The organism is Nocardia sp. 348MFTsu5.1 (assembly GCF_000383535.1).
Classification (GTDB): Bacteria; Actinomycetota; Actinomycetes; order Mycobacteriales; family Mycobacteriaceae; genus Williamsia; species Williamsia faeni.
In genome coordinates, this window is the sequence record NZ_KB911516.1 from 267590 (window position 1) to 287063 (window position 19474).

General features: G+C 64.4%; 21 protein-coding genes. 11 read left to right on the forward strand and 10 right to left on the reverse strand.

Features of this window, described 5'->3' with window-relative positions; genetic code table 11:
- Nucleotide 1 precedes the first annotated feature (1 nt).
- On the forward strand, nucleotides 2-1132 hold the full coding sequence (locus H290_RS28900; protein ID WP_020108022.1) for a hypothetical protein: 1131 nt from the start codon (nucleotides 2-4) through the stop codon (nucleotides 1130-1132).
- Nucleotides 1133-1201: 69 nt separating this feature from the next.
- Here H290_RS28900 and H290_RS0116990 read toward each other — a convergent pair whose 3' ends face one another.
- Entirely contained in the window at nucleotides 1202-2455 is a 1254-nt protein-coding gene (locus tag H290_RS0116990) for a lipase family protein (protein ID WP_020108023.1), read from the reverse strand.
- A 285-nt stretch (nucleotides 2456-2740) separates the two neighbouring features.
- Here H290_RS0116990 and H290_RS0116995 point away from each other — a divergent pair, with 285 nt between their 5' ends.
- Entirely contained in the window at nucleotides 2741-3601 is an 861-nt protein-coding gene (locus tag H290_RS0116995) for an LLM class F420-dependent oxidoreductase (protein WP_020108024.1), read from the forward strand.
- On the opposite strand, the gene H290_RS31945 is transcribed toward H290_RS0116995, so the two are convergent.
- Nucleotides 3598-3723, reverse strand: coding sequence for a hypothetical protein (locus H290_RS31945; protein ID WP_020108025.1), 126 nt, complete (start codon nucleotides 3721-3723; stop codon nucleotides 3598-3600). The genes H290_RS0116995 and H290_RS31945 overlap by 4 nt on opposite strands.
- Before the next feature lie 30 nt (nucleotides 3724-3753).
- Between H290_RS31945 and H290_RS0117005 the strand changes: the two genes are divergently transcribed.
- Entirely contained in the window at nucleotides 3754-4806 is a 1053-nt protein-coding gene (locus tag H290_RS0117005; protein WP_020108026.1) for a phosphotransferase, read from the forward strand.
- 15 nt (nucleotides 4807-4821) lie between these two features.
- On the opposite strand, the gene H290_RS0117010 is transcribed toward H290_RS0117005, so the two are convergent.
- Entirely contained in the window at nucleotides 4822-5427 is a 606-nt protein-coding gene (locus H290_RS0117010) for a TetR/AcrR family transcriptional regulator (protein WP_028463311.1), read from the reverse strand.
- 100 nt (nucleotides 5428-5527) lie between these two features.
- On the opposite strand from H290_RS0117010, the gene H290_RS0117015 reads away from it, so the two are divergent.
- The 3 genes from H290_RS0117015 to H290_RS28905 are packed head-to-tail and all read left to right on the forward strand — an operon-like array spanning nucleotide 5528 to nucleotide 8735.
- Complete coding sequence (locus H290_RS0117015) at nucleotides 5528-6874, forward strand: NAD(P)/FAD-dependent oxidoreductase (protein ID WP_020108028.1); 1347 nt, start codon at nucleotides 5528-5530, stop codon at nucleotides 6872-6874.
- The gene (locus H290_RS0117020) at nucleotides 6871-7836 is read left to right on the forward strand and encodes an alpha/beta hydrolase (RefSeq protein ID WP_081631617.1); all 966 of its coding nucleotides are present in this window, start codon (nucleotides 6871-6873) and stop codon (nucleotides 7834-7836) included. The genes H290_RS0117015 and H290_RS0117020 overlap by 4 nt, the downstream gene beginning before the upstream one ends.
- A complete protein-coding gene (locus tag H290_RS28905) occupies nucleotides 7833-8735 on the forward strand; it encodes an IclR family transcriptional regulator (RefSeq protein WP_020108030.1) in 903 nt (300 codons plus the stop codon). The genes H290_RS0117020 and H290_RS28905 overlap by 4 nt, the downstream gene beginning before the upstream one ends.
- A gap of 3 nt (nucleotides 8736-8738) precedes the next feature.
- Here H290_RS28905 and H290_RS0117030 read toward each other — a convergent pair whose 3' ends face one another.
- The gene (locus H290_RS0117030) at nucleotides 8739-9512 is read right to left on the reverse strand and encodes an SDR family NAD(P)-dependent oxidoreductase (protein WP_020108031.1); all 774 of its coding nucleotides are present in this window, start codon (nucleotides 9510-9512) and stop codon (nucleotides 8739-8741) included.
- Nucleotides 9513-9540: 28 nt separating this feature from the next.
- Nucleotides 9541-10524, reverse strand: coding sequence for a zinc-binding dehydrogenase (locus H290_RS0117035; RefSeq protein ID WP_020108032.1), 984 nt, complete (start codon nucleotides 10522-10524; stop codon nucleotides 9541-9543).
- 138 nt (nucleotides 10525-10662) lie between these two features.
- Here H290_RS0117035 and H290_RS0117040 point away from each other — a divergent pair, with 138 nt between their 5' ends.
- From H290_RS0117040 to H290_RS0117050, 3 genes are read left to right on the forward strand one after another with little or no spacing between them, the layout of a single operon-like run.
- A complete protein-coding gene (locus H290_RS0117040; RefSeq protein WP_155976887.1) occupies nucleotides 10663-11535 on the forward strand; it encodes an alpha/beta fold hydrolase in 873 nt (290 codons plus the stop codon).
- 56 nt (nucleotides 11536-11591) lie between these two features.
- Nucleotides 11592-13292 carry a class I adenylate-forming enzyme family protein gene (locus H290_RS0117045; protein WP_020108034.1) on the forward strand — a complete coding sequence of 567 codons (1701 nt, stop codon included), beginning with the start codon at nucleotides 11592-11594 and terminating at the stop codon, nucleotides 13290-13292.
- A gap of 27 nt (nucleotides 13293-13319) precedes the next feature.
- Complete coding sequence (locus H290_RS0117050; RefSeq protein ID WP_020108035.1) at nucleotides 13320-13823, forward strand: metallophosphoesterase; 504 nt, start codon at nucleotides 13320-13322, stop codon at nucleotides 13821-13823.
- Nucleotides 13824-13836: 13 nt separating this feature from the next.
- On the opposite strand, the gene H290_RS0117055 is transcribed toward H290_RS0117050, so the two are convergent.
- Complete coding sequence (locus H290_RS0117055) at nucleotides 13837-14526, reverse strand: class I SAM-dependent methyltransferase (protein ID WP_020108036.1); 690 nt, start codon at nucleotides 14524-14526, stop codon at nucleotides 13837-13839.
- A 41-nt stretch (nucleotides 14527-14567) separates the two neighbouring features.
- On the opposite strand from H290_RS0117055, the gene H290_RS0117060 reads away from it, so the two are divergent.
- Together H290_RS0117060 and H290_RS0117065 are read left to right on the forward strand one after the other, a co-directional pair.
- On the forward strand, nucleotides 14568-15536 hold the full coding sequence (locus H290_RS0117060; RefSeq protein ID WP_020108037.1) for an NADPH:quinone oxidoreductase family protein: 969 nt from the start codon (nucleotides 14568-14570) through the stop codon (nucleotides 15534-15536).
- A 28-nt stretch (nucleotides 15537-15564) separates the two neighbouring features.
- Nucleotides 15565-15846 carry a DUF2277 domain-containing protein gene (locus tag H290_RS0117065; RefSeq protein WP_020108038.1) on the forward strand — a complete coding sequence of 94 codons (282 nt, stop codon included), beginning with the start codon at nucleotides 15565-15567 and terminating at the stop codon, nucleotides 15844-15846.
- Here the strand turns inward: H290_RS0117065 and H290_RS0117070 are convergent, their stop codons facing one another.
- The 4 genes from H290_RS0117070 to H290_RS0117090 form a co-directional block, all read right to left on the reverse strand.
- Nucleotides 15847-16770 carry an amidohydrolase family protein gene (locus H290_RS0117070; RefSeq protein WP_020108039.1) on the reverse strand — a complete coding sequence of 308 codons (924 nt, stop codon included), beginning with the start codon at nucleotides 16768-16770 and terminating at the stop codon, nucleotides 15847-15849.
- 246 nt (nucleotides 16771-17016) lie between these two features.
- On the reverse strand, nucleotides 17017-18231 hold the full coding sequence (locus tag H290_RS0117080) for an HNH endonuclease signature motif containing protein (RefSeq protein ID WP_020108041.1): 1215 nt from the start codon (nucleotides 18229-18231) through the stop codon (nucleotides 17017-17019).
- A gap of 225 nt (nucleotides 18232-18456) precedes the next feature.
- Entirely contained in the window at nucleotides 18457-18729 is a 273-nt protein-coding gene (locus tag H290_RS0117085; RefSeq protein ID WP_155976888.1) for a hypothetical protein, read from the reverse strand.
- Between the two features lie 9 nt (nucleotides 18730-18738).
- Nucleotides 18739-18999, reverse strand: a complete 261-nt coding sequence (locus H290_RS0117090) for a hypothetical protein (protein ID WP_020108043.1) — start codon at nucleotides 18997-18999, stop codon at nucleotides 18739-18741.
- Nucleotides 19000-19474 lie beyond the last annotated feature (475 nt).

The window sequence follows — 19474 nt, forward strand, 5'->3', positions numbered from 1 at the left end:
CATGGCCGACCTGCCGAACCTGACGGACCTGCCGAACACTGTTGACCTGCCGAACCTCTCCGGGATCCTCACGGTCGAAGAGTGGCTGGCGACCGGCCGGGCCATCGCTGCGATGCAGGAACCGACTGGTGCGCTGCCGTGGTTCCCGGGTGGGCAGACCGATCCGTGGGATCACATCGAGTCGGCGATGGCGTTGTCTGCCACCGGACTGATCGCCGAGGCGGAGGCGGCCTACGACTGGTCGCGGCGGATGCAGCGCGAGGACGGGTCGTGGCCGATCCGGCTGGTGGTCGGCGAGGTCACCGATGCCAACACCGACAGCAACTTCTGTGCCTACATCGCGGTCGGCGTCTGGCATCACTATTTGATCACCGGCGACGTCCGCTTCCTGGAGAAGATGTGGCCGATGGTGTCGTCGGCGATCGATCTGGTTGCCCAGTTCCAGGCGCCGGGCGGAGAGTTCTATTGGGGCGCAACATATCCCTTGCCGGCACAGACGGGTGCCCACGAGGGGATGTATCACACCGCGCTGATCACCGGGAACGCCAGCATTCATCAGGCACTGGGGTGCGCGATCCTGATCGGCAACGAGTTGGGTCGCCCGGTCGACGACTGGGAGTCGGCGTTGCTGGCCCTGGGCCACGCGCTGCGCAGCCATCCTGAGCTGTTCGAACCCAAGCCGGAGTACTCGATGGACTGGTACTACCCGGTGCTCGGTGGTGCGGTCCGTGGCCGTGCGGGTCAGGAGCTGATCGCGGCGCGATGGCACGATTTCGTGGTCACCGATCTGGGTATCCGGTGTGTCGATCACCGGCCGTGGGTGACCGGTGCCGAGACCTGCGAGCTGGTGCTGGCCCTGGATGCGTTGGGCGACACCGCCGATGCCACCTTGCTGCTGGGCGACATGCAGCATCTGCGTGACCCCGACGGTTCGTACTGGACCGGTCTGGTGTTCGCCGACGGCAAGCGCTGGCCGGTGGAGAAGAGCTGCTGGACCTCGGCGGCGGTGGTGCTTGCCGCCGACGCCCTGAGCCGCACGACGGCCGGCAACGGGATCTTCCGGGATGCACACCAGGTCGAGGCTCTTATCGAGGCGGCCGGTCAGACCGGATGCGGCTGCGCCACGGCGTGAGATGACGCAAACAACTCCGGCTCTGCACCTTCATCGGAAGGTGCAGAGCCGGAGTTGTTTATGGGCTCGCTAGTTGAATTGGCAACCGGATAGGGGCTTTCCGGCAAAGCGATCGAGGAGGTAGTCGACGCCGCCGCCGGGCAGGACTGCGTCGATGATCAACGGCAGCGCGTGGTTGGTCGCGGTGCCCGAAAGGATCGGCGGGATCCCGTTGCTGCGGAACTCGACCGTCGCGCCCTGGTCACACCAGCTTTGTGCGAGCCGGCGGGCCTGGGGGTACGGGATGACGTCATCGTTGACCGCATTGGTCACCAGCACGGGTGAGGTCGGCTTGAGCTTGCCGATCCGCTGGTCCTCGAGGATGGCGAGCGCCACGGGGATCTCTTTGAGGTTGTCGAGGATGGACCGCCCGTCCTTCGTCAAAGACGCTGTCGACATGAACGGGTGCGAGAGGATGCTGTCACCGATGCACTCGGTGGTGATCTGCTTCAGGACGCTGCGGCCCTGCGGGGTGACCCGGCTGTCGGTGATCGCTGCGAGCTCCGGATAGCGTTCGACGAACCCGTTCAATGCGTAGCCGATCGCTCCGCCGATGAGATTGCCGTCGATCGCCGGCACGACGTCGAGAAGGTCGGCCGGTGGTGCGCCGGCGAACGTCCCTTTGACATTCAGTTCTGGCGCATAGGTGGGCTGGAGTTCTGCTGCTGCAGCTGCCGCGCCGCCGCCCTGGGAGTAGCCCCAGAAGGCGATGGGGGCATCCGGATCGTCGCCGAGCGCGAGCGCCGCCCGGGCACCGTCGAGCATTGCGTGAGCCTCTTCGGCCCGGTTCACATAGGTGTGGAGGCCCGGGGTGCCGAGACCGATGTAGTCGGTCATGAAGACCCGCGCGCCTTCGGCGAGCCAGCGATCGGTGGCGATCACTTCGTAGTTGATCGACGCCGACAGCGGATCGTTCGTCACCCGCAGCGCAGTGGGGAAGTTGCGGGACGGCGCGCATTGATCGCCCTGGCCCATCGTTCCCGGGCCGATGACGATCGTCGGCCGGGGACCACCACCGGTCCACGGCACTCCGGGCTCGACGAGGCTGCCTGTGACGGCGGTCGGTGTGCCGTCCTGCAGCGCGGACGTGTACATGACCCGTTGGCCTTCGCCCGGCCACGAGCCGTTCAGCCCTGGTATCGACGCGTACAGCGGCATCGGCTGGGTCTTCAGTACGGTCCCGGCGCCAGCGCTCACGTCGGTGGGCGGCGTGTAGAAGCCGCCGAAGGTGTCGGGTTCGGCGTCTGCCAGTGCAGTCGCCCCCGCGACCTGCACCAATCCCACAATTGCAATAGTTGATATCCACGCTGATATCCGCATTCTTCGCCCCCATGGCGTTCTCCCCCGACAGCATTACCCGCCGGTAACTTATGTGAACCGGCACGCTATCAGATGGGGGTGTGGCGGGGAACACGGGTGGCGCGAACGACGCGAATTGAATGCCGTGGGTTCGGAGATCTGCCGCAGCGGGGGTAGAACGTGTTATATTTCCGGGAGTTGTCGGACTGGTGTCCAGGCACTCGTCCACATCGTTTCGGTCGGTCAGATTCTTCGCGAAAGGCTACAACCATGGACTTCGGGATCGTCCAGTTCACCAGCGATCGGGGGCTGGCTCCGTCGGTCCTCGCGCCGCTCATCGAGGAGGCCGGGTTCGACGCGTACTTCGTCCCCGAGCACAGTCACATCCCGACCCGGCGCGACGCCGCTCATCCGCAGACGGGCGATTCGTCGCTGCCCGACGATCGCTACATGCGCACGCTCGACCCCTGGGTGTCGCTCAGTGGTGCGGCCGCGGTGACGTCACGGGTCCGGCTCGGTACCGCGGTGGCGTTGCCGGTTCAGTCCGATCCGTTGACGCTCGCCAAGAGCATCGCCACCCTGGACCATCTCTCCGGGGGCCGGGTGACGCTGGGCGTCGGATTCGGTTGGAACCTGGACGAACTCGGCGATCACCATGTTCCGCCGAAGAGGCGTCGAACGATGCTGCGCGAATACATCGAGGCGATGCGGGCACTGTGGTCGCAGGAGGAAGCCGAGTACAGCGGCGAGTTCGTGAACTTCGGCCCGTCCTGGGCCTGGCCCAAGACTGTTCAGCAGCCCGGTCCACCGGTGCTGGTCGGGGCGTCGGGCAACGAGAAGAACTTCAAATGGATCGCCCGCAGTGCCGACGGCTGGATCACCACGCCGGGGGAGCAGGACATCGAGGGTTCGGTCCGGTTGCTGCAGCAGATCTGGGCTGACGCCGGACGCGAGGGTGCGCCGCAGATCGTGGTGCTCGACTTCAAACCGGTTCAGGAGAAGCTTGACCAGTGGCGCGAACTCGGCGTCACCACCGTCCTGTACGGAGTGCCCGACGACAACACCGAGAAGGCCGGTGCCTATCTGACGAAGCTGGCGGGCAAGCTGGGCCTGACCCCGGTCACCGTCTAGCCCAAGCCGTCGAGCGTGCCCAAACCACCGTCGACCGTGCCCAAACCGCCGCCGACCGTGCCCAAACCACCGTCGACCGTGCCCAAACCACCGTCGAGCGTGCCAAAGTTGCGGTACCCCAAGGGGTTCCAGCCGACCGAAGGATGTTGCCAATGAATGTTCCGGCCGGGTCCATCGTCACCTCGGCGGACGAGCTCACCGCATCCTGGCTCTCGACCGCTCTCGGGACGACAGTCGACACGGTGACGGCCACGCCGGTCGGTACCGGTCAGATCGGCACCTGCTATCGGCTCGAGCTGACCGGATCTGCTGTGCCCGAGCGGATTCTGGCCAAACTGCCGGCGGCCGATCCCGCGACCCGGGAGATGTTGGCGGGGGTGTACCGGTCCGAGGCGCGCTACTACACCACGATCGCGGCGACCGTCGCGATCAGGAGTCCACGGTGCTTTTACGCGGCGATCTCCGACAATGGCGCGGATTTCACCCTGCTGCTCGAAGACATGAGCCCATCCGAGCAGGGTGATCAGCTTGCCGGGTGCACGGTGGATCAGGCGCGTGATTCCGTGATCAACCTCGCCGGCCTCCATGGGCCGCGGTGGTGTGACCCCACACTGCTCGACATCGACGGACTGTCGGTCAACGGGCCCGACGACGCGGAGTTGCTGGCGCAGATGTACGGGCCCGCGACCGAGATCTTCATCGACGCACTCGGGCCGTTGATCCGCTCTGAGGATCGGGCGACGCTGCGCGATTGTGTTGAAGCCGCGGAGCATTGGGCGATGGGCAGATCGGAGCGATATGCGCTGGTCCATGGCGACTACCGGCTCGACAACCTGCTGTTCCCGCCGGGTGGTGCGCAGGGTGTCACCGCGATCGATTGGCAAACCCTGAGTCTGGCGCTGCCTGCGCGGGACCTCGCGTATTTCATCGGAACCAGTCTGTCGCCTGATGTACGAAGTGATCATGAAGCCGGTCTGGTCGGCGACTACCACCGCGCGCTGACGGGCCACGGCGTCGACAACTACGGCGTCGACGACTGCTGGGACGACTACCGGTATTCGATGATCCAGGGACCGCTGATCTCGGTCTTCGGGTGCGCCTACGGCACTCGTACCGATCGTGGCGATGAGATGTTCGCCGCGATGGTCGCCCGGTCATGTACTGCTATCCGGGATCTGGACACGCTGTCGCTGGTCGCCGGGTAGGTCTGAAACCGAAAACTATTGTGCGGGAGCGACTTGCAGCGCTGGAATCACATAGCGCCGGCAATACCGTGCGACCGCTGCCCGGTCGTCGGGGTCAAGGTTCTGGCTGTGGACGGTGGTCAGATTGATGAGCACTCGCGCGATCCACTCAGATGCTTCGTCGATGTCGGTGTCAGGATGGATCTGGCCGCGGTCGCGGGCCGTGACCACGTAGGTGCGCCAGAATGCGGTGAGGTCGGGGAGCAGCCCGATGACGCCGACGCCGGCGCACGCGGCGAACTCCTCGGGTTCGTTCATCCGCAGGGTCATCATGAGTGCTCCGGGGGCGTCGTACGCGTTGTGGCCATGGGCCACACCGGCAGCCAATTGGGCGTCGAACTCGGCGATGGTCGACAGTGTTCGGTGCGCGTCGGCCCAGAACGCGTCGCCCATGCGGACGATGGTGGCTCCGAGCAGGGTCGACTTGTCCGGATAGTGGCGATACAGCCACGCCCGGGACACCCCTGCTGTCTCGGCGATCTCCAGCACCGTCGTTGCCCGAATGCCCTTGGCCGCGAGGCATACCTCGGCGGCATCGAGTAGCCGTTCCTTGACGCTTCTGGTGTCCACGGAATCTGTCACGGGGCAAACATAGCAAAACCGATAGACAGATTCCCGGATCTGTGTACTGTCGGGTGAACAGATTCGCGAATGTGTCAACTCGATCTCAAGAGGAGCTCGCATGCAGGGTCCGACAACGGCTGTCATCGGCGCCGGTATCAGTGGTTTGACAGCCGGAAAGATGTTGAACGACTACGGCATTCCCTACACCTGCTTCGAGGTCTCGGATCGAGTCGGCGGCAACTGGGCCTTCAAGAACCCGAACGGGTACAGCAGCGCCTACCGCTCGCTGCACATCGACACCTCCAAGCATCGGCTCGCGTTCAAAGACTTCCCGATGCCGGCGGACTTCCCGGACTTTCCGCATCATGCCCAGATCAAGTCGTATCTCGATGCCTATGCCGACGCATTCGACCTCAAGGAGAACATCGAATTCCAGAACGGGGTGACCCATGCCCGCAGGCTCGACGGCGGCGGCTGGGAACTCCAGACCCAGGCCGGGGAGACCCGCAGGTTCGATCTGCTCGTCGTCGGCAACGGACATCACTGGGATGCGCGCCGCGCGAACTTTCCGGGAACGTTCAGCGGAGAGTCGATCCACGCCCACCACTACATCGACCCGCAGGATCCGCTGCCCCTGACCGGCAAGCGGATACTCGTTGTCGGACTGGGGAACAGCGCGGCCGACATCTCGGTGGAGCTGTCATCGAAGACACTGCGCAACGAGGTGACACTGTCCACACGCTCCGGTGCCTGGATCGTCCCGAAGTACATTGCCGGCAAGCCCGGGGACCAGTACTACAAGACCACGCCGTATCTGCCTTTGTCCTGGCAGCGCAAGATGATTCAGATAGCGCATCCGCTGATGTCCGGCCGCCCCGAGAACTACGGGTTGCCCACCCCCAATCACAAACTGTTCGAGGCGCATCCGACCCAGTCGGTGGAGCTTCCGCTGCGGCTGGGTTCGGGCGATGTGATTCCGAAGCCCAATGTTCGTGAACTCGACGGCACCACAGTGCATTTCGAGGATGGGACGAGCGGAGAGTTCGACGTGATCGTGTATGCCACCGGCTACAACATCACCTTCCCGTTCTTCGACGAAGATTTCATCAGCGCCCCGGACAACCACATCCCGCTGTACAAGCGGATGTTCAAACCCGGTATCGACGATCTGGTGTTCATCGGATTTGCGCAGTCGACCCCGACCCTGTTCCCGTTCGTCGAATGCCAGTCCCGCCTACTCGGCGCCTACGCTGCCGGGCGATACCGATTGCCGAGCCCCGAGGTGATGGAGGAGGTGATCGCGAGCGACCAGCAGAAATACACCGGGCACATGCTCGATCGTCCGCGGCACACCCAGCAGGTGGACTACTTCATCTACGAGCACGACATGCGGACCAAGGAACTGCCAGAGGGTTCGGTTCGGGCAGCCCACCTCGGCGCACCCCGTTGGGCGGTGGCAGCATGACCGCGCAGACTGTCACACCCGGCAGCGAGAGCTCGGATTCCGGGCAGTATCTGACCCGGACGTTCTACAGCGGCGGGATCGACTGCGACGCCTGGCACTTCCGGGCCGAGACCGACGACCTCAAGGGGCCGGCGGGCCGGCCGATAGTGGTCATGGCCCACGGACTCGGCGGGACAAAGGATTCCGGTCTCGAACCGTTCGCGGCGGCGTTGGCCGCGGGTGGTCTCGACGTGTTCGCCTTCGACTACCGAGGCTTCGGGTCATCGGGTGGGGAAGTCAGGCAAACGGTGTCGATCTCCGATCAGCTCGAGGACTACCGCGCCGCGATCTCGGCAGTGAAGACGCTCGAGGGTGTGGACCCGAACAGGATCGTCTTGTGGGGCGTCTCGTTGTCCGGCGGGCATGTCCTGTCGGTCGGTGCGAGGCGGGACGACGTGGTCGCGATCATTTCGATGACACCGCTGGTCAGCGGTCCGGCGGCCGGACGGCTTGCGTTTGCGAACCTGCCGGCCACCGCGATCGCACGATCCACCGCGCTGGGATTGCGCAGCCGGGTCCGTCGGAGCACCGGTCGGACACCGAAGATGATGCCGATCGTCGCCGAACCGGGTGAGATCGGTGCCATGACGCTCTCGGGCTATCGCCACGACTACCTCGCGATCGCCGGGCCGACGTGGCAGAACACCATCGACGCCGCGATCGGCCCGGAGATCGGTGGCTACCGGCCCGACCACGATGCCGGCGACATCCGGTGTCCGGTCCTGATGCAGATCGCCGATTTCGATCGGAGTGCACCGACATATCCGGCGGCGAAGGCCGCGGTGAAGGCGCGGGCGGAAGTTCGGCACTATCCGTGTGATCACTTCGGCGTCTACTCCGGTCAGCCATGGTTCGACGCCGCGGCGCGCCACCAGATCAAGTTTCTGACCCGCCATCTCGGCGGGCCGTCGCCGAGCGCATGACGGTACGCCGGTCGCCGCAGACCGAACGGCTCGTGGACATCGTCGAGATGCTCTCCGATCCGCCGGGCCGCCGCTGTAGTCTCACCGACATCGCGGCGGCCCTCGGGCTCGACAAGGCGACGGTGTATCCGATGTTGACCGAGTTGACGCGGGTCGGGTGGGTGGTCAAACATCCGAATACGAAGACGTATCGGCTGGGTCCGGCGCTGGTCCGCATCGGTGAGGCGGCCGGCCGCAGTATCGCCGAACTCGGCCCGACGTCACGCGCGATCTCCGAACTCGCCGACGCAACCGGTCAATTGTGTTGTGTGGTGGTCCCTTCCGGAGACGACCTGCTGATCGCGGGTGTTCGCGATGCCGGGCAGTCGCGGTCAGGCGGCCTGCATCTGCGAACGGGTGATCGGATCACGTTCCGGCCACCGCTGGGCTCGGTGCTGGTTGCGTGGTCCGATGACGTGGCCATCGCCACGTGGCTCGACCGGAATCCGGTGGCCGCTGCGGATGATCATCGCCTTCCTGAACGTCTTGCCGCGGTGCGGTCCCGGCATTTCGCGGTGGAGCAGTACCCGGCGAACGTGGGCGGTTTTCACGATCTGGCTTCGGCGGCGACGGGTGCGGGGGTGCGTGGTTCGCGACGTTCCACCGCGTTTGTCGAAGGACAGCAACAGACCCTCGATGCCGACGTCCTCGTCGGTGCCATCGACGAACGCGCCTGGTATCACCCGCTGTCGGTGAACGCGCCGATCTTCGACGTCGACGGGGAAGCCGTCGGGGCGCTCTGCGTGCTCGGGTGTTCGGCGCCGATGTCCGGTACCGAACTGAACAGGCGCGGTGAGCTCGTCAGTTCGGTGGCCGGCCGGGTGACCGATCACCTGGGCGGTAGTTCTCCCTGGAATTGACCTTCACAATGTCAGCGCTGCAACATGTTTGAGTAGATTCGGATAGCGCTGAGTGTGGGCGCCGCCGTTGATGTCGAAGGCCGACCCGGTGATCCAGGACGCTTCGTCGGACAACAGGTACGCCACCATCGACGCGATTTCCTCGGGTTTGCCGCTTCGCCCGAGCGGGGTGTTCTCGATGTAGTCCTCGGTCATGCCGGGGACCATGGAGAGTCCGGCCACCAGCGGTGTGTCGACGAGGCCTGGGGAGATGGCGTTGACCCGGATGCCGCGCTCGCCGAGTTCGAGGGCGGCAACCTGGGTCAGCATCAGCGCGGCGGCTTTCGCGGCGCAGTACGCACCGAGACCCACTCCGGGTTGCCGGCCGTTGAGCGAGGCGATCGTGACGATCGAACCGCCGTCGACGATATGTCGCGCAGCGTATTTGAACGTGAGAAACGTTCCGGTCTGGCAGACCGAGATGGTCGTGTTCCAGTCGGCCAGACTAAGGTCGGCCAGCGTGCCCGGAATGGTCAGGCCGGCGCAGTTGACCACAGATGTCAATTGTCCGTAGTCCTCGGTCACGGACTCGAACAACGCGCTCACCGAGTCTTCGTCCGCGACATCAAGTGTGGCGGCCACCGCATCACCGCCGAGGTCGGCGGCGCGTTCGCGTGCGGCGTCGGCGTTGATGTCGGCGATCACCACTCGAATACCCTTGGCGCTCAGCGCCTGTGCGCTGGCCCATCCGATTCCGGAGGCGCCTCCGGTGATGATGGCGAGTGTTGGTGAGACCATGTGAACTCCTGGCTGATGTGGCGGGACGCTAGCGGGGTGTGATGATGACCTTTTGCTGATCGCTCGGATGGGACAGTCCGTCGACAACCTCCTGGAGGTCGTCCAGTGTGGCGTATCCGCTGACAAATCCGCCGAGCTCCAGGCTGCCGTCGGTCAATGCTGCAGCCGCGGCACGGAATTCGTCGACGGTGTAGTAGCTGACGAAGCTCATCGTGACGTCTTTGATGATGCCGCCCAACGGCATGAACGTGTCCGGTTCCATGCAGACCCCGGCGATGACGATCCGACCGCGCGGACCGACCGCGTCCAGGCAGGCGGCGATCATTCCGGTTTTACCAACACATTCGACCACCAGGTCGAAGCCCGTTCCGATGTTCTCGGTGGTGGGGTCGTAGGCGTGGGTCGCACCGAGATCCAGTGCAGCCTGCCGCCGTAGGTGAACCGGGTCGCAGATTGTGATGTCGGTGATGCCCTGTGCGCGTGCCCAGATCACCACGGACAGTCCCACCGGACCGGCCCCGACAACCAGCAAGCGGTCGCCGACTCTTGCATCACCTCGGTTCATGGCGTGCAGGCCGACAGCCAGCGGTTCGACCAGTGCGCCGGACCGCAGGTCGAGGGACGGGTCGAGTGCAACAGTGCCGGACGCGGCCACCGTGACGTATTCGGCAAATCCGCCGGCGCGAATCCCGAGGCCCAACGCCTGTGGGGCCGGGCATCGGGCCGGGTCGCCGGCGATGCAGTGCACGCATGTACCGCAACCGATCACCGGCATGGACGCGACGGCGGTGCCATCGGGCCACTGCTCGGCAACGGCCTCACCGGCCGCGACGACCTCACCGGCGAACTCGTGCCCCATGATGGTTCCGTCGGGCAACAGCGGGTAGGTCTTGAGATCGGAGCCGCATACCCCGCACCCGTGAACCCGGATGAGGAGTTCGTCGTGCGCGGGTTTCGGCTCGGCGACGTCTCGGACAACAAACTTTCCACCTTCGATGACGGCTGCGCGCATGCGGTCGATTAGTTCACGAACGGCGAGCGCTGTCAATGAACTGCATCGATGTCAGACGTTGGCGCCCAATAACTTTCGGCATCTGTTCGCATAGTGCAAACCCTTGTGGAGTCGGCCCGGATCGATGAGACTTCGGGTATGCCCCATGACGACGCAATCGTTTCGACTGTGCCCGTCCGCGACCTCGAGTTCACGGTCGTCTCACGGACTGCCCGGTCGGGTTCTGGCGACGTGGCGGTGCTGCTGCACGGGTTCCCGGAGACTTCCGCCTCGTGGAGTGCGGTGGCGGCGCTACTCGCGGACGCCGGGATCTCGTCGGTGGCTCCCGATCAGCGTGGCTACTCGCCGGGAGCGCGGCCCGGGTCGATCAGTGACTATCGGCTTCCCGAACTGGTGGCCGACGTCGTCGGACTGTGCGACGCGCTCGACCTGCCGAAGGTGCATCTGGTCGGACACGACTGGGGCGCGATCGTCGCCTGGGCGGTCGCGGCCGCACATCCGGAACGGCTGCATTCGTTGACCGCGGTGTCGGTGCCGCATCCGGCGGCTTTTGCCTGGGCCCGCGAGAACGATCCGGACCAGCGGGAACGGTCTGGCTACATGACCTACTTCGCCACACCCGCGGAACCCGAGAAGGCGTTTCTCGCCGACAACGCGCTGGCCCTGCGGTTGGGATTTGGCGACGCGGTTCCGCCCGAGGCGGTCGAGCAGCACCTGGACGTGCTGTCGGCGCCGGGTGCACTGACCGCGGCGCTGAATTGGTACCGGGCAATGCCGCTCGACACCCATGACATCGCCGATGTCGCGGTTCCGACCACCTTCATCTGGAGCACAGATGACATCGCGATCACCGGTGCCGGACCGGCACGATGCGCGCAGCATGTGTCCGGGCCGTATCGGTACATCGAAGTGGCCGACGGTACCCACTGGATACCCGAAGAGTTCCCGCAGGTTGTCGCCGACGCGATCATCGAGCAGGTCGGCGCGGCAAGTTCCGGCATTTCTTCATGAACTAGAACGTGTTCTCATATGCTCGGTGACGTGTACAGCCAAGGAGGAAATTGAACGTGACGGCGGCCCTCGAATCGATATCGCTCTATCGCGAACTGGAATCTGAGCTGACCGGGCCGGACGGCCCGTTTGCTCTGGCAAACGCCGAGGTTCGCGGCGAGTCCATGCTGGTGTACCGCAACGCTCCGGCGGGGCTCGATGCGGTGTTCGGCGAATTGGTCGAGACGTATGCCGACAACACGCTCCTGATCGAGGGCGGCGTTGAATACACGTATCGTCAGGTTGCTGACCAGGCAGCACATCTTGCCGGTGCGCTGGTATCCGAGTACGGCGTCGGATCTGGCAGTCGTGTCGGCGTCCTGATGAAAAACCAGCTGGCCTATGTGGTTTCGATCATGGCCATTGCTCGATGCGGTGCGGCGGCGGTGCTGTTCAACAGCCGGGAGTCGGTTGTAGAGATCGGTCACGCGTTGGCCGACGCAGGCTGCTCGGTGGTGATTGCCGATGACAAACGAGCTCGGCTGGCGCGGTCGGCGGAATCCGATGTGCCACTGGTGGTTGTCGGTGAGGAACCGCCCAGTGGGGATACCCGGCTCTACAGCGAGGTGGTGTCAGGTTCGTTCGACCGCCCGGCGCCGGTACCGGCCGACCCGGAGTCGCTGTGCTTGATCCTGTTCACGTCGGGCACCTCGGGCCGGAGCAAAGGCGTTCTGCTGACGCAGCGCAACGTCTGCACGATGGTGATGAACCTGCGAATGATCAAAGAGATCAACATCCACACGAATGCCCGCAAGTACGGGATGGAACCCGATGCGTTGCGCGGGTTGATGCCGAGTCTCTCGGCGCTGCTGATCTTTCCGCTGTTCCACACCTCTGGATTGGTCTCCCTGCTGACGTCGTTGACCTCAGGCGGCTTTGTCGTGATCCAGGACCGGTGGGACGCCGAGGGCGCGATCGAGTTGATCGAGAAGCACAAGCTCGCGATGCTGGCGGGTCCGCCGATGGTGATCACGGACCTCCTGGCGGCCAACCCGCGGCCGGAGGCCGTCGCAAGTCTGGTCAACGTTGCGCCCGCCGGCCAGGCAACTCCGCCTGACCTGGTGAACCGGATCAATCAGATACTCCCGGCGGCCGGACGAAGTGTGGGCTGGGGGATGACCGAGGCGGCCGGCAGCGTGTGCACCGCGGGCGGTGATCTCCTTGCGGCATATCCGGGCTCGTCTGGACCACCCTGTCCGGTGATGTCGGTGCGGGTGGTCGGCACCGCCGGCACCATCCTCCCGGCCGGCGAGGTCGGTGAGCTGGAAGTTCGTGGACCGCTTGTCATGGCAGGGTATCTCGATCGTCCCGCCGAGACAGCTGCGGCCTTCGACGGATCCTGGTATCGCAGCGGCGATCTGGGCTACCTCGACAACAACGGCCTGGTATTCGTGGTCGACCGGAAGAAAGACATGGTGATCTCGGCGGGGGAGAACATCTATTGCGCCGAAGTCGAACACGCGCTGATGGCCTCCGACAAGTTCGTCGAGGTCACGGTATTCGGCGTCCCGGACAACCGACGTGGTGAGGTTGTGGTCGCGGCTGTTGCGCCACGGGAAGGCGAGAGCCTCACCGAAACGCAGGTTCAAGACATCGTGCGGGGTGCCCTGGCCGAGTACAAGGTGCCGGCAGCTGTCGTGTTCGACCTCGCACCCTTTCCTCGTAGCGCCACCGGGAAGATTCTCAAACGAAAAGTGCGCGAGCAGTATTCGGGCTGATGTCCCGAAGCGGGTTACCGTTGAGGTGTGGACCTTCTACTGATCTCTGACACCCACATTCCCAAGCGGGCCCGGGACCTGCCGGCAACGTTATGGGCGGCGGTCGAGCGCGCCGACGTGGTCATCCACGCCGGCGACTGGGTAGACCTGGCTTCATACGAAGCGCTCGAGGCGCGTTCGGCCAGGTTGATCGCGTGCTGGGGCAACAACGACGGTGACGATCTGCGCGCTCGGATGCCCGAGCGCGCAGATGTTGTGCTCGGTGGCCTGCGGTTCACCGTCACCCACGAGACCGGGGCCGCGACGGGTCGGGAGAAGCGCATGTCGGCGGCCTACCCGGACACCGATGTCCTGGTGTTCGGGCACAGCCACATCCCCTGGGACACCACATCCGAGACCGGGCTGCGGTTGCTGAATCCGGGATCGCCGACCGACCGCCGGCGGCAACCGCACTGCACGTATATGACCGCCACCATCGGCGACGATTCCGTGTTGCATGTGCAACTGCACCGATTGCCCGTGCCCGCGTAGAAACCAGACCAGCCTAGAACAACGGCTGACCTGGATCTCCGGAGTCGCGCCGCAGCACCCGCAGTGTGCCCTGGACGCCGACTTCGGTGAATTGTCCTGTCTTCAGCGCCTTTTCGTAGATCTCGAACGGAGGACGTCCACCGTCCGCCGGATCGGGGAACACGTCGTGGATCAGCAGCGCGCCGCCGAGACGGACCCAAGGTGCCCATCCGGCCAGGTCATTCTGTGCGGCTTCGCTGCTGTGCCCACCGTCGATGAACACGAAGTCCGCCGGCCGGCCCCAGATGCGGGCCGCTGCCGTCGATGTCGCAAGCAGGCCGATCACGGTGTCCTCCAGACCGGCGTCCCACATCGTCCGCCGGAATCGGGCGGAGGTGTCGAGCGTGCCGGTGTGCGGGTCGACCAGGGAGGTGTCGTGGTACTCCCAGCCGGGCTGGTGTTCTTCGGAGCCGCGATGATGGTCGATGGTGGTGATCGTCGCGCCCAGGGGTTGTGCGGCGGCGCCGAGAAAGACGGTGGATTTGCCGCAGTAGGTGCCGATCTCGACGCCGATACCCACCGCGTCCGGGGCTGACAGATACTGGGCTGCAACCCGATACAGGGCGATTGCCTCGTCGATCGGCATGAAACCGGGGGCATCTTTGGCGACCTGGAGTTGGAGCTCAGTGGGCTGGTCGTCGTGCGTCTTGGGTACAGATGTCATATCGGTGATCCTATCGGCGTGCCCGCGTAGGGTTGGGCGTTATGAAAGCTCAGATACTGAACGACGAGACCGGTCCGAGCGGGTTGGCCCTGACCGAGGTCCCTGACCTGGTACCCACGGACAATCAGCTGCTCATCGACGTGAAATCGTGCGGAATTTGCTTTCCCGATCTGCTGATGAGTCAGGGCAAATATCAATTGCGGGTTCCGACTCCGTTCACCCCGGGCACCGAGGTTGCCGGCGTGGTGGCACAGGCACCGAGCGGTTCCGCATACTCCGTCGGTGATCGCGTGCAGGTCATGTCGGTCGTGGGCGGATTTGCCGAGCAAGTGCTGGCCACCGACGAACAGTTGCTTCCGATTCCGCCGGAATTGAGCTTCGACGAAGGCGCGGCGATGGGCATCAACCTGCAGACCGCGATCTTTGCGCTGAAGATCCGGGCGAATCTGCAGCCGGGGGAGACCGTCGGTGTGCTCGGCAGTGCCGGTGGCGTCGGTGTTGCCACCATCCAGGTGGCGAAGGCGATGGGTGCGAAGGTCATCGCGATCGTGCACCGCACGGGTGCCGAGGAATTGCTGAAGAGTGTGGGGGCCGACGAGGTCGTCCAGCTCGAAGAAGGCTGGGGCACAAGGATCAAGGAACTCACCGGAACCGGCGTGGATGTCCTGATCGACCCGGTCGGCGGCGAGGTGTTCGACGAGGCGCTGCGGCAGGTGGCCCCCGACGGCCGGTTTGTGGTGATCGGATTTGCTGCCGGCGGGATTCCGACCGTCAAGCTGAACCGGGTGCTGTTCCGCAACATCTCCGTGGTCGGTGCAGCGTGGGGCGAATACGTGCGCGCTCATCCCGGCCTGCCGGCCAAGCTTCACCAAGATCTCACCGAGATGGTCGCTGCCGGAATGCGCCCACCGGTGAACCGTACCTACGCATTGGCCGATCTGCCGCAGGCCCTCGACGATTTGGCGAACGGCAAGATCCTGGGCAAGGCGGTAGTCAAGATCGCCGAATGATCAGAAAGAACGATGAGGAGTTGAGCCCATGTGCCGCAACATAACCGAGCTCCGGGGGCTGGAGCCGCCCGCAACGGCGGTCGAGATCGAAGCGGCGTCGCGACAGTACGTGCGCAAGGTGAGCGGCGTTCAGAAGCCGTCGGCGGCGAGTGTCGAAGCATTCGAACTCGCTGTCGAACGGGTCACCGCCGCGACCACGGAGTTGCTGCAAGCTCTGCCACCCCGGCGTCAGCCACCCAAGACGGTCCCGCCGCTGCGGCGGCCTGAGGTGCAAGCGCGGATTGCGGCGCAGGCGGCGCGCCAGAGTTAGTCAACCGGCGAGTCCGGGGAGTTCGATTCCGAACAGCCGTGCGGCGTTGTGGTGCAATACGCCTCGAACCCAGTCGTCGCCCAGGCCGAGGGCCGCGACGGCCTCCAGTGCACTCGTGTAGGTGTACGGGATGTTCGGAAAGTCGCTGCCCCACAAGATGCGATCGCCGAGCTCGATCAGCTTGTGCCTCGAATCGACCGGGAAGGGCGAGCTTTCCTCGGCAAATGCGGTGAACGCCATGGTCGTGTCGAGGTGGACGTTGCCGTATGTGTCGGCGAGCTCGAGGAAGTCGTCGTACTCGGGCATACCCATGTGGGCGATGATCAGAGGCAGCCGCGGAAAGCGTTGCAGCAGTGCGGCGATAGGCTCAGGACCGGTGTGAGTTCCCGGTGCCGGTCCGGACCCGCAGTGGATCACCACCGGTACGCCGGCGTCCGAGATGGTGCCCCAGACATCGTCGAGTAGTGGGTCGATGGGACTGTAATCGCCCACCTGGATATGCGACTTGAACACTGCCGCACCGGATTCGATGGCCTCGGCAACATACTTCGGCGCCGACTCCTCCGGATAGAACGTGGCCGTGTGCAGGCATTCGGGGGTGCGCGCGGAGAAATCGGCGGACCAACTGTTGAGCCAGGCGCCCATGTTCGGCTTGTGGGGATAGATCATCGACGTGAACGCCCGGACCCCGAAGTCCCGCAGGGTCTCGATCCTCTGGTCTTCATCGGCCCGGTAGGTGATCGGCCACTCGCGGCCGATCAGCGGTCCCGCCGAATCGAAGTACGCCCACACCTTGTCCATCACCGGTTTCGGCATGAAATGGGTGTGGACGTCGATGAGGCCAGGCAGGTCCAGCCCCTGCCAGACCGAACGAACGGCTTTCGCCTCATCCACCGACAGAGCTCCTGATCCGCACACAATCATTCACGTTACCGGTGGCCGCAAGTGCCGGATCGATGGCAGAGGGCGGTGCCGTTGAACGCACCGGTGTGGTGCTGCCGCCGCAGCCCGATCTCCGAATGGAGCGGACTTCGTCCGACGGCAGCACCACACCGTCCTCACACTATGGAGTTGTCAAGGTTCGATCGCGGTCCCGACGTCACATCGGGTGCGGCCGGTAGAGAGTTGGATTCGGGTGACTCGAGGCAGCGGGTCAGGTAGCGAGGTGAGTCAGGCGGCGAGGGTGAGTGTTCGTCGGTTGTAGGCCGGTAGCGGTCTTCGCTGCGGGTCGATGTCGGCCGGTGGGATCAGCCAGGGGTGTCCGTCGGAGCCCATGATCACGTCCCAGTCGGTGTGGTGGACCGCCCTGTGGCAGGTGCGGCACAGCAAGCACCCGTTCTCCAGGGTCGTGGCGCCGCCATCGGCGAAGTGTGTGATGTGGTGGCAATCAGACCAGGTGACCGAGGCGCCGCACTTCACACAGCAGGTATCGCGGATGATGATCGCTTTGCGGACCGGACCGGTGAACAGGCGTTTGGGTGGACTCAGATCGATCGGGACTTCTTGGCCGTCGAGGGTGATCTTGGTGATCGACGAATCACACGCCAGGGCCAGGGCGGTCGCTTCGGTGGTCGGCCCCATCCACCGTAGTGTCGCGGCTTGGGGATGATCGGCTGGGACGGTGACCATCACCTCGGTCCGCGGCGCCGACACCAGGTCTTGCCCACCGCCGCCGCAGTCGAGGAGTTGGTGCAGCGCATCGGCGCGGCGCTGGGTCGGTGTGCGTGGATCGTCGCTGCCGTCGGGTTCGGGACGGGCTCTGGACCAGAAATCCAACGCGGAGAACAACTTTTCCCCGATCACCGCATCCACATCGAACCTGCCGACACATCGTCCTTCAGGGTTGACGACGTAGTCCAGATTGTTCAACGACCGGTCTTCGGCCGGCGGCGGACCACCGGTGTCATTGGCAACCCGATTGCCCAGACCTCGCGCGACCGCTCCGATCTCCGACGGTGGTGCACCGGAGATGGCGTGGCTCAACAGTTTCCGCTCGAACTCCACCCGCTGCTCACCGGTCACCACCTCGTCGGATCGGTCCACGATATGCGCGACGCCTTTGACGATCGCATCGACATGTTCGGAGGACAGGTACCCGTCCCGCGAGTACCCGGCAGTGCGATCCAATCCTGCCAAACCGGACCCGACACGGATCCACCGATACGCCGCACCTGGCGGGGCGCCATTGGCCTGCAACAACTTTGCTGATGTCGATCCGGCTTTGCGTGCCATACCTGATTGATCGATCACCGCAGCACACACCGCGAGCTGATGCTCGCCGGCATTGCGCAGCGTGATCAGGTCTTTCGCCAGGGCGAGCAGATCGCCGGGGTCATCAGGAATGACCAGGTCAAACAGGGAATCGACGACATCGAGAAGCCGCATCACAGAACACCTTCCAGGCAGAAAGCAACAGGAAGTTGACCCGATTCACATGGGAAGGTGTTTGGCTCGACTCGTCATATCTTTGCGGTCAACTGACTTCATACTACAGACTCGAACGCATGTTCGCAAGGGCAATTCCGGGGCTTTTGCGGTGATTCTCGAGTCGCGAGATCTCCGGGTCGCAGTCGAGGGCGATCGATACTGCTGCGCACCTGAGGGTGCGTATCATCGTTGTTCCCAGATGAGGTCGTCGCGGATCTGTTGGGCGAGTTGTTCTTTGATGTTCTGTGGCATGTCGATGTGCCAGCCGTGGCGGCGGTGCCAGTCGTCGTGTGCGTCGTGGAGACGGGCGTTGAGTTCGGTGTGGTCGATGGGCGGTGGTGTGTAGGTGGGGCGTGCGTGGGGGAATTGTCGGTAGATGTCTTCGGCGGTGGTGCCTTGGGGTGAGCGCAGGGCAGCCATGATGTGTGGTGGGAAGGTGGGTTCTCTTGTAGTCATCAGATCTGGCTACTCGCTGCTGGCGGGCCAGCCGGGGCTGGGGGTGTGGATGTCCTGCGAGATGGGGGCGGGTGGGGTGTTGCAGCGTTCGGCCCGATCGGTGTGCTTGTAATCTTGGCTGATGCTGTCGAGGATCGTCCAGTCGCCGTAGACGTTGTGGGTCGGGGTTGGCTGGTTGCCGTGTTGATGTGCTGGGGGTGCGGCGCCGGTGCGTTGGTAGGTGAAGATCATGGCGTAGTCAATGTTCTGGCTGGTTCGTGAGCAGATCATGACTCTGCCAACGGCATTGGAGGGTGGAGTCCAGTCGGCGATGCCGGCGGGTCTGGGTCGATGAATGGAACAACCCAAGCAAAGATGGTGAAAGGGGGGCCATTGCGAGGGCCGTTGCTGCGTCTATTGGGCCAGTGGTACCAACTGTCTCCGGTGGCTTCGGCCCAGCCTGGGAAGTATGCGGATGGGCCGAGTTCTGATCGTAGAATGTAGGACTCGAAGATGGCTCGGGCGAAGGTGCCGTCGGGGGTGTCGAGGTCGAGGTGTGGGGTGTCGAACCAGACCACTGGGTAGTCATCGACGGTCCGTTGCGGCGAGCTGGTTGTGCTGGCTACTTCGGGCGAATCGGCGAGTCCGCAGCCGGTGATGGTCAATGTGAGAGCGATCGACACTGCTGCGCACCTGAGGGTGTGAATCATCGTTGTTCCCAGGCGAGATCGTCGCGGATCTGTTGGGCGAGTTGTTCTTTGATGTT

Excerpts from the sequence above, each read along its gene's own strand:
- H290_RS0117030 (WP_020108031.1), bottom strand. The coding sequence starts at position 9,512 with ATGGTCTCACCAACACTCGCCATCATCACCGGAGGCGCCTCCGGAATC.
- H290_RS0117070 (WP_020108039.1), bottom strand. The coding sequence starts at position 16,770 with ATGATTGTGTGCGGATCAGGAGCTCTGTCGGTGGATGAGGCGAAAGCC.
- H290_RS0117005 (WP_020108026.1), top strand. The coding sequence starts at position 3,754 with ATGAATGTTCCGGCCGGGTCCATCGTCACCTCGGCGGACGAGCTCACC.
- H290_RS0117015 (WP_020108028.1), top strand. The coding sequence starts at position 5,528 with ATGCAGGGTCCGACAACGGCTGTCATCGGCGCCGGTATCAGTGGTTTG.
- H290_RS28900 (WP_020108022.1), top strand. The coding sequence starts at position 2 with ATGGCCGACCTGCCGAACCTGACGGACCTGCCGAACACTGTTGACCTG.
- H290_RS0116995 (WP_020108024.1), top strand. The coding sequence starts at position 2,741 with ATGGACTTCGGGATCGTCCAGTTCACCAGCGATCGGGGGCTGGCTCCG.
- H290_RS0117040 (WP_155976887.1), top strand. The coding sequence starts at position 10,663 with ATGCCCCATGACGACGCAATCGTTTCGACTGTGCCCGTCCGCGACCTC.
- H290_RS0117080 (WP_020108041.1), bottom strand. The coding sequence starts at position 18,231 with ATGCGGCTTCTCGATGTCGTCGATTCCCTGTTTGACCTGGTCATTCCT.
- H290_RS28905 (WP_020108030.1), top strand. The coding sequence starts at position 7,833 with ATGACGGTACGCCGGTCGCCGCAGACCGAACGGCTCGTGGACATCGTC.
- H290_RS0117035 (WP_020108032.1), bottom strand. The coding sequence starts at position 10,524 with ATGCGCGCAGCCGTCATCGAAGGTGGAAAGTTTGTTGTCCGAGACGTC.
- H290_RS0117055 (WP_020108036.1), bottom strand. The coding sequence starts at position 14,526 with ATGACATCTGTACCCAAGACGCACGACGACCAGCCCACTGAGCTCCAA.
- H290_RS0117060 (WP_020108037.1), top strand. The coding sequence starts at position 14,568 with ATGAAAGCTCAGATACTGAACGACGAGACCGGTCCGAGCGGGTTGGCC.
- H290_RS0117085 (WP_155976888.1), bottom strand. The coding sequence starts at position 18,729 with ATGACTACAAGAGAACCCACCTTCCCACCACACATCATGGCTGCCCTG.
- H290_RS0117065 (WP_020108038.1), top strand. The coding sequence starts at position 15,565 with ATGTGCCGCAACATAACCGAGCTCCGGGGGCTGGAGCCGCCCGCAACG.
- H290_RS0117090 (WP_020108043.1), bottom strand. The coding sequence starts at position 18,999 with ATGATCTGCTCACGAACCAGCCAGAACATTGACTACGCCATGATCTTC.
- H290_RS0117020 (WP_081631617.1), top strand. The coding sequence starts at position 6,871 with ATGACCGCGCAGACTGTCACACCCGGCAGCGAGAGCTCGGATTCCGGG.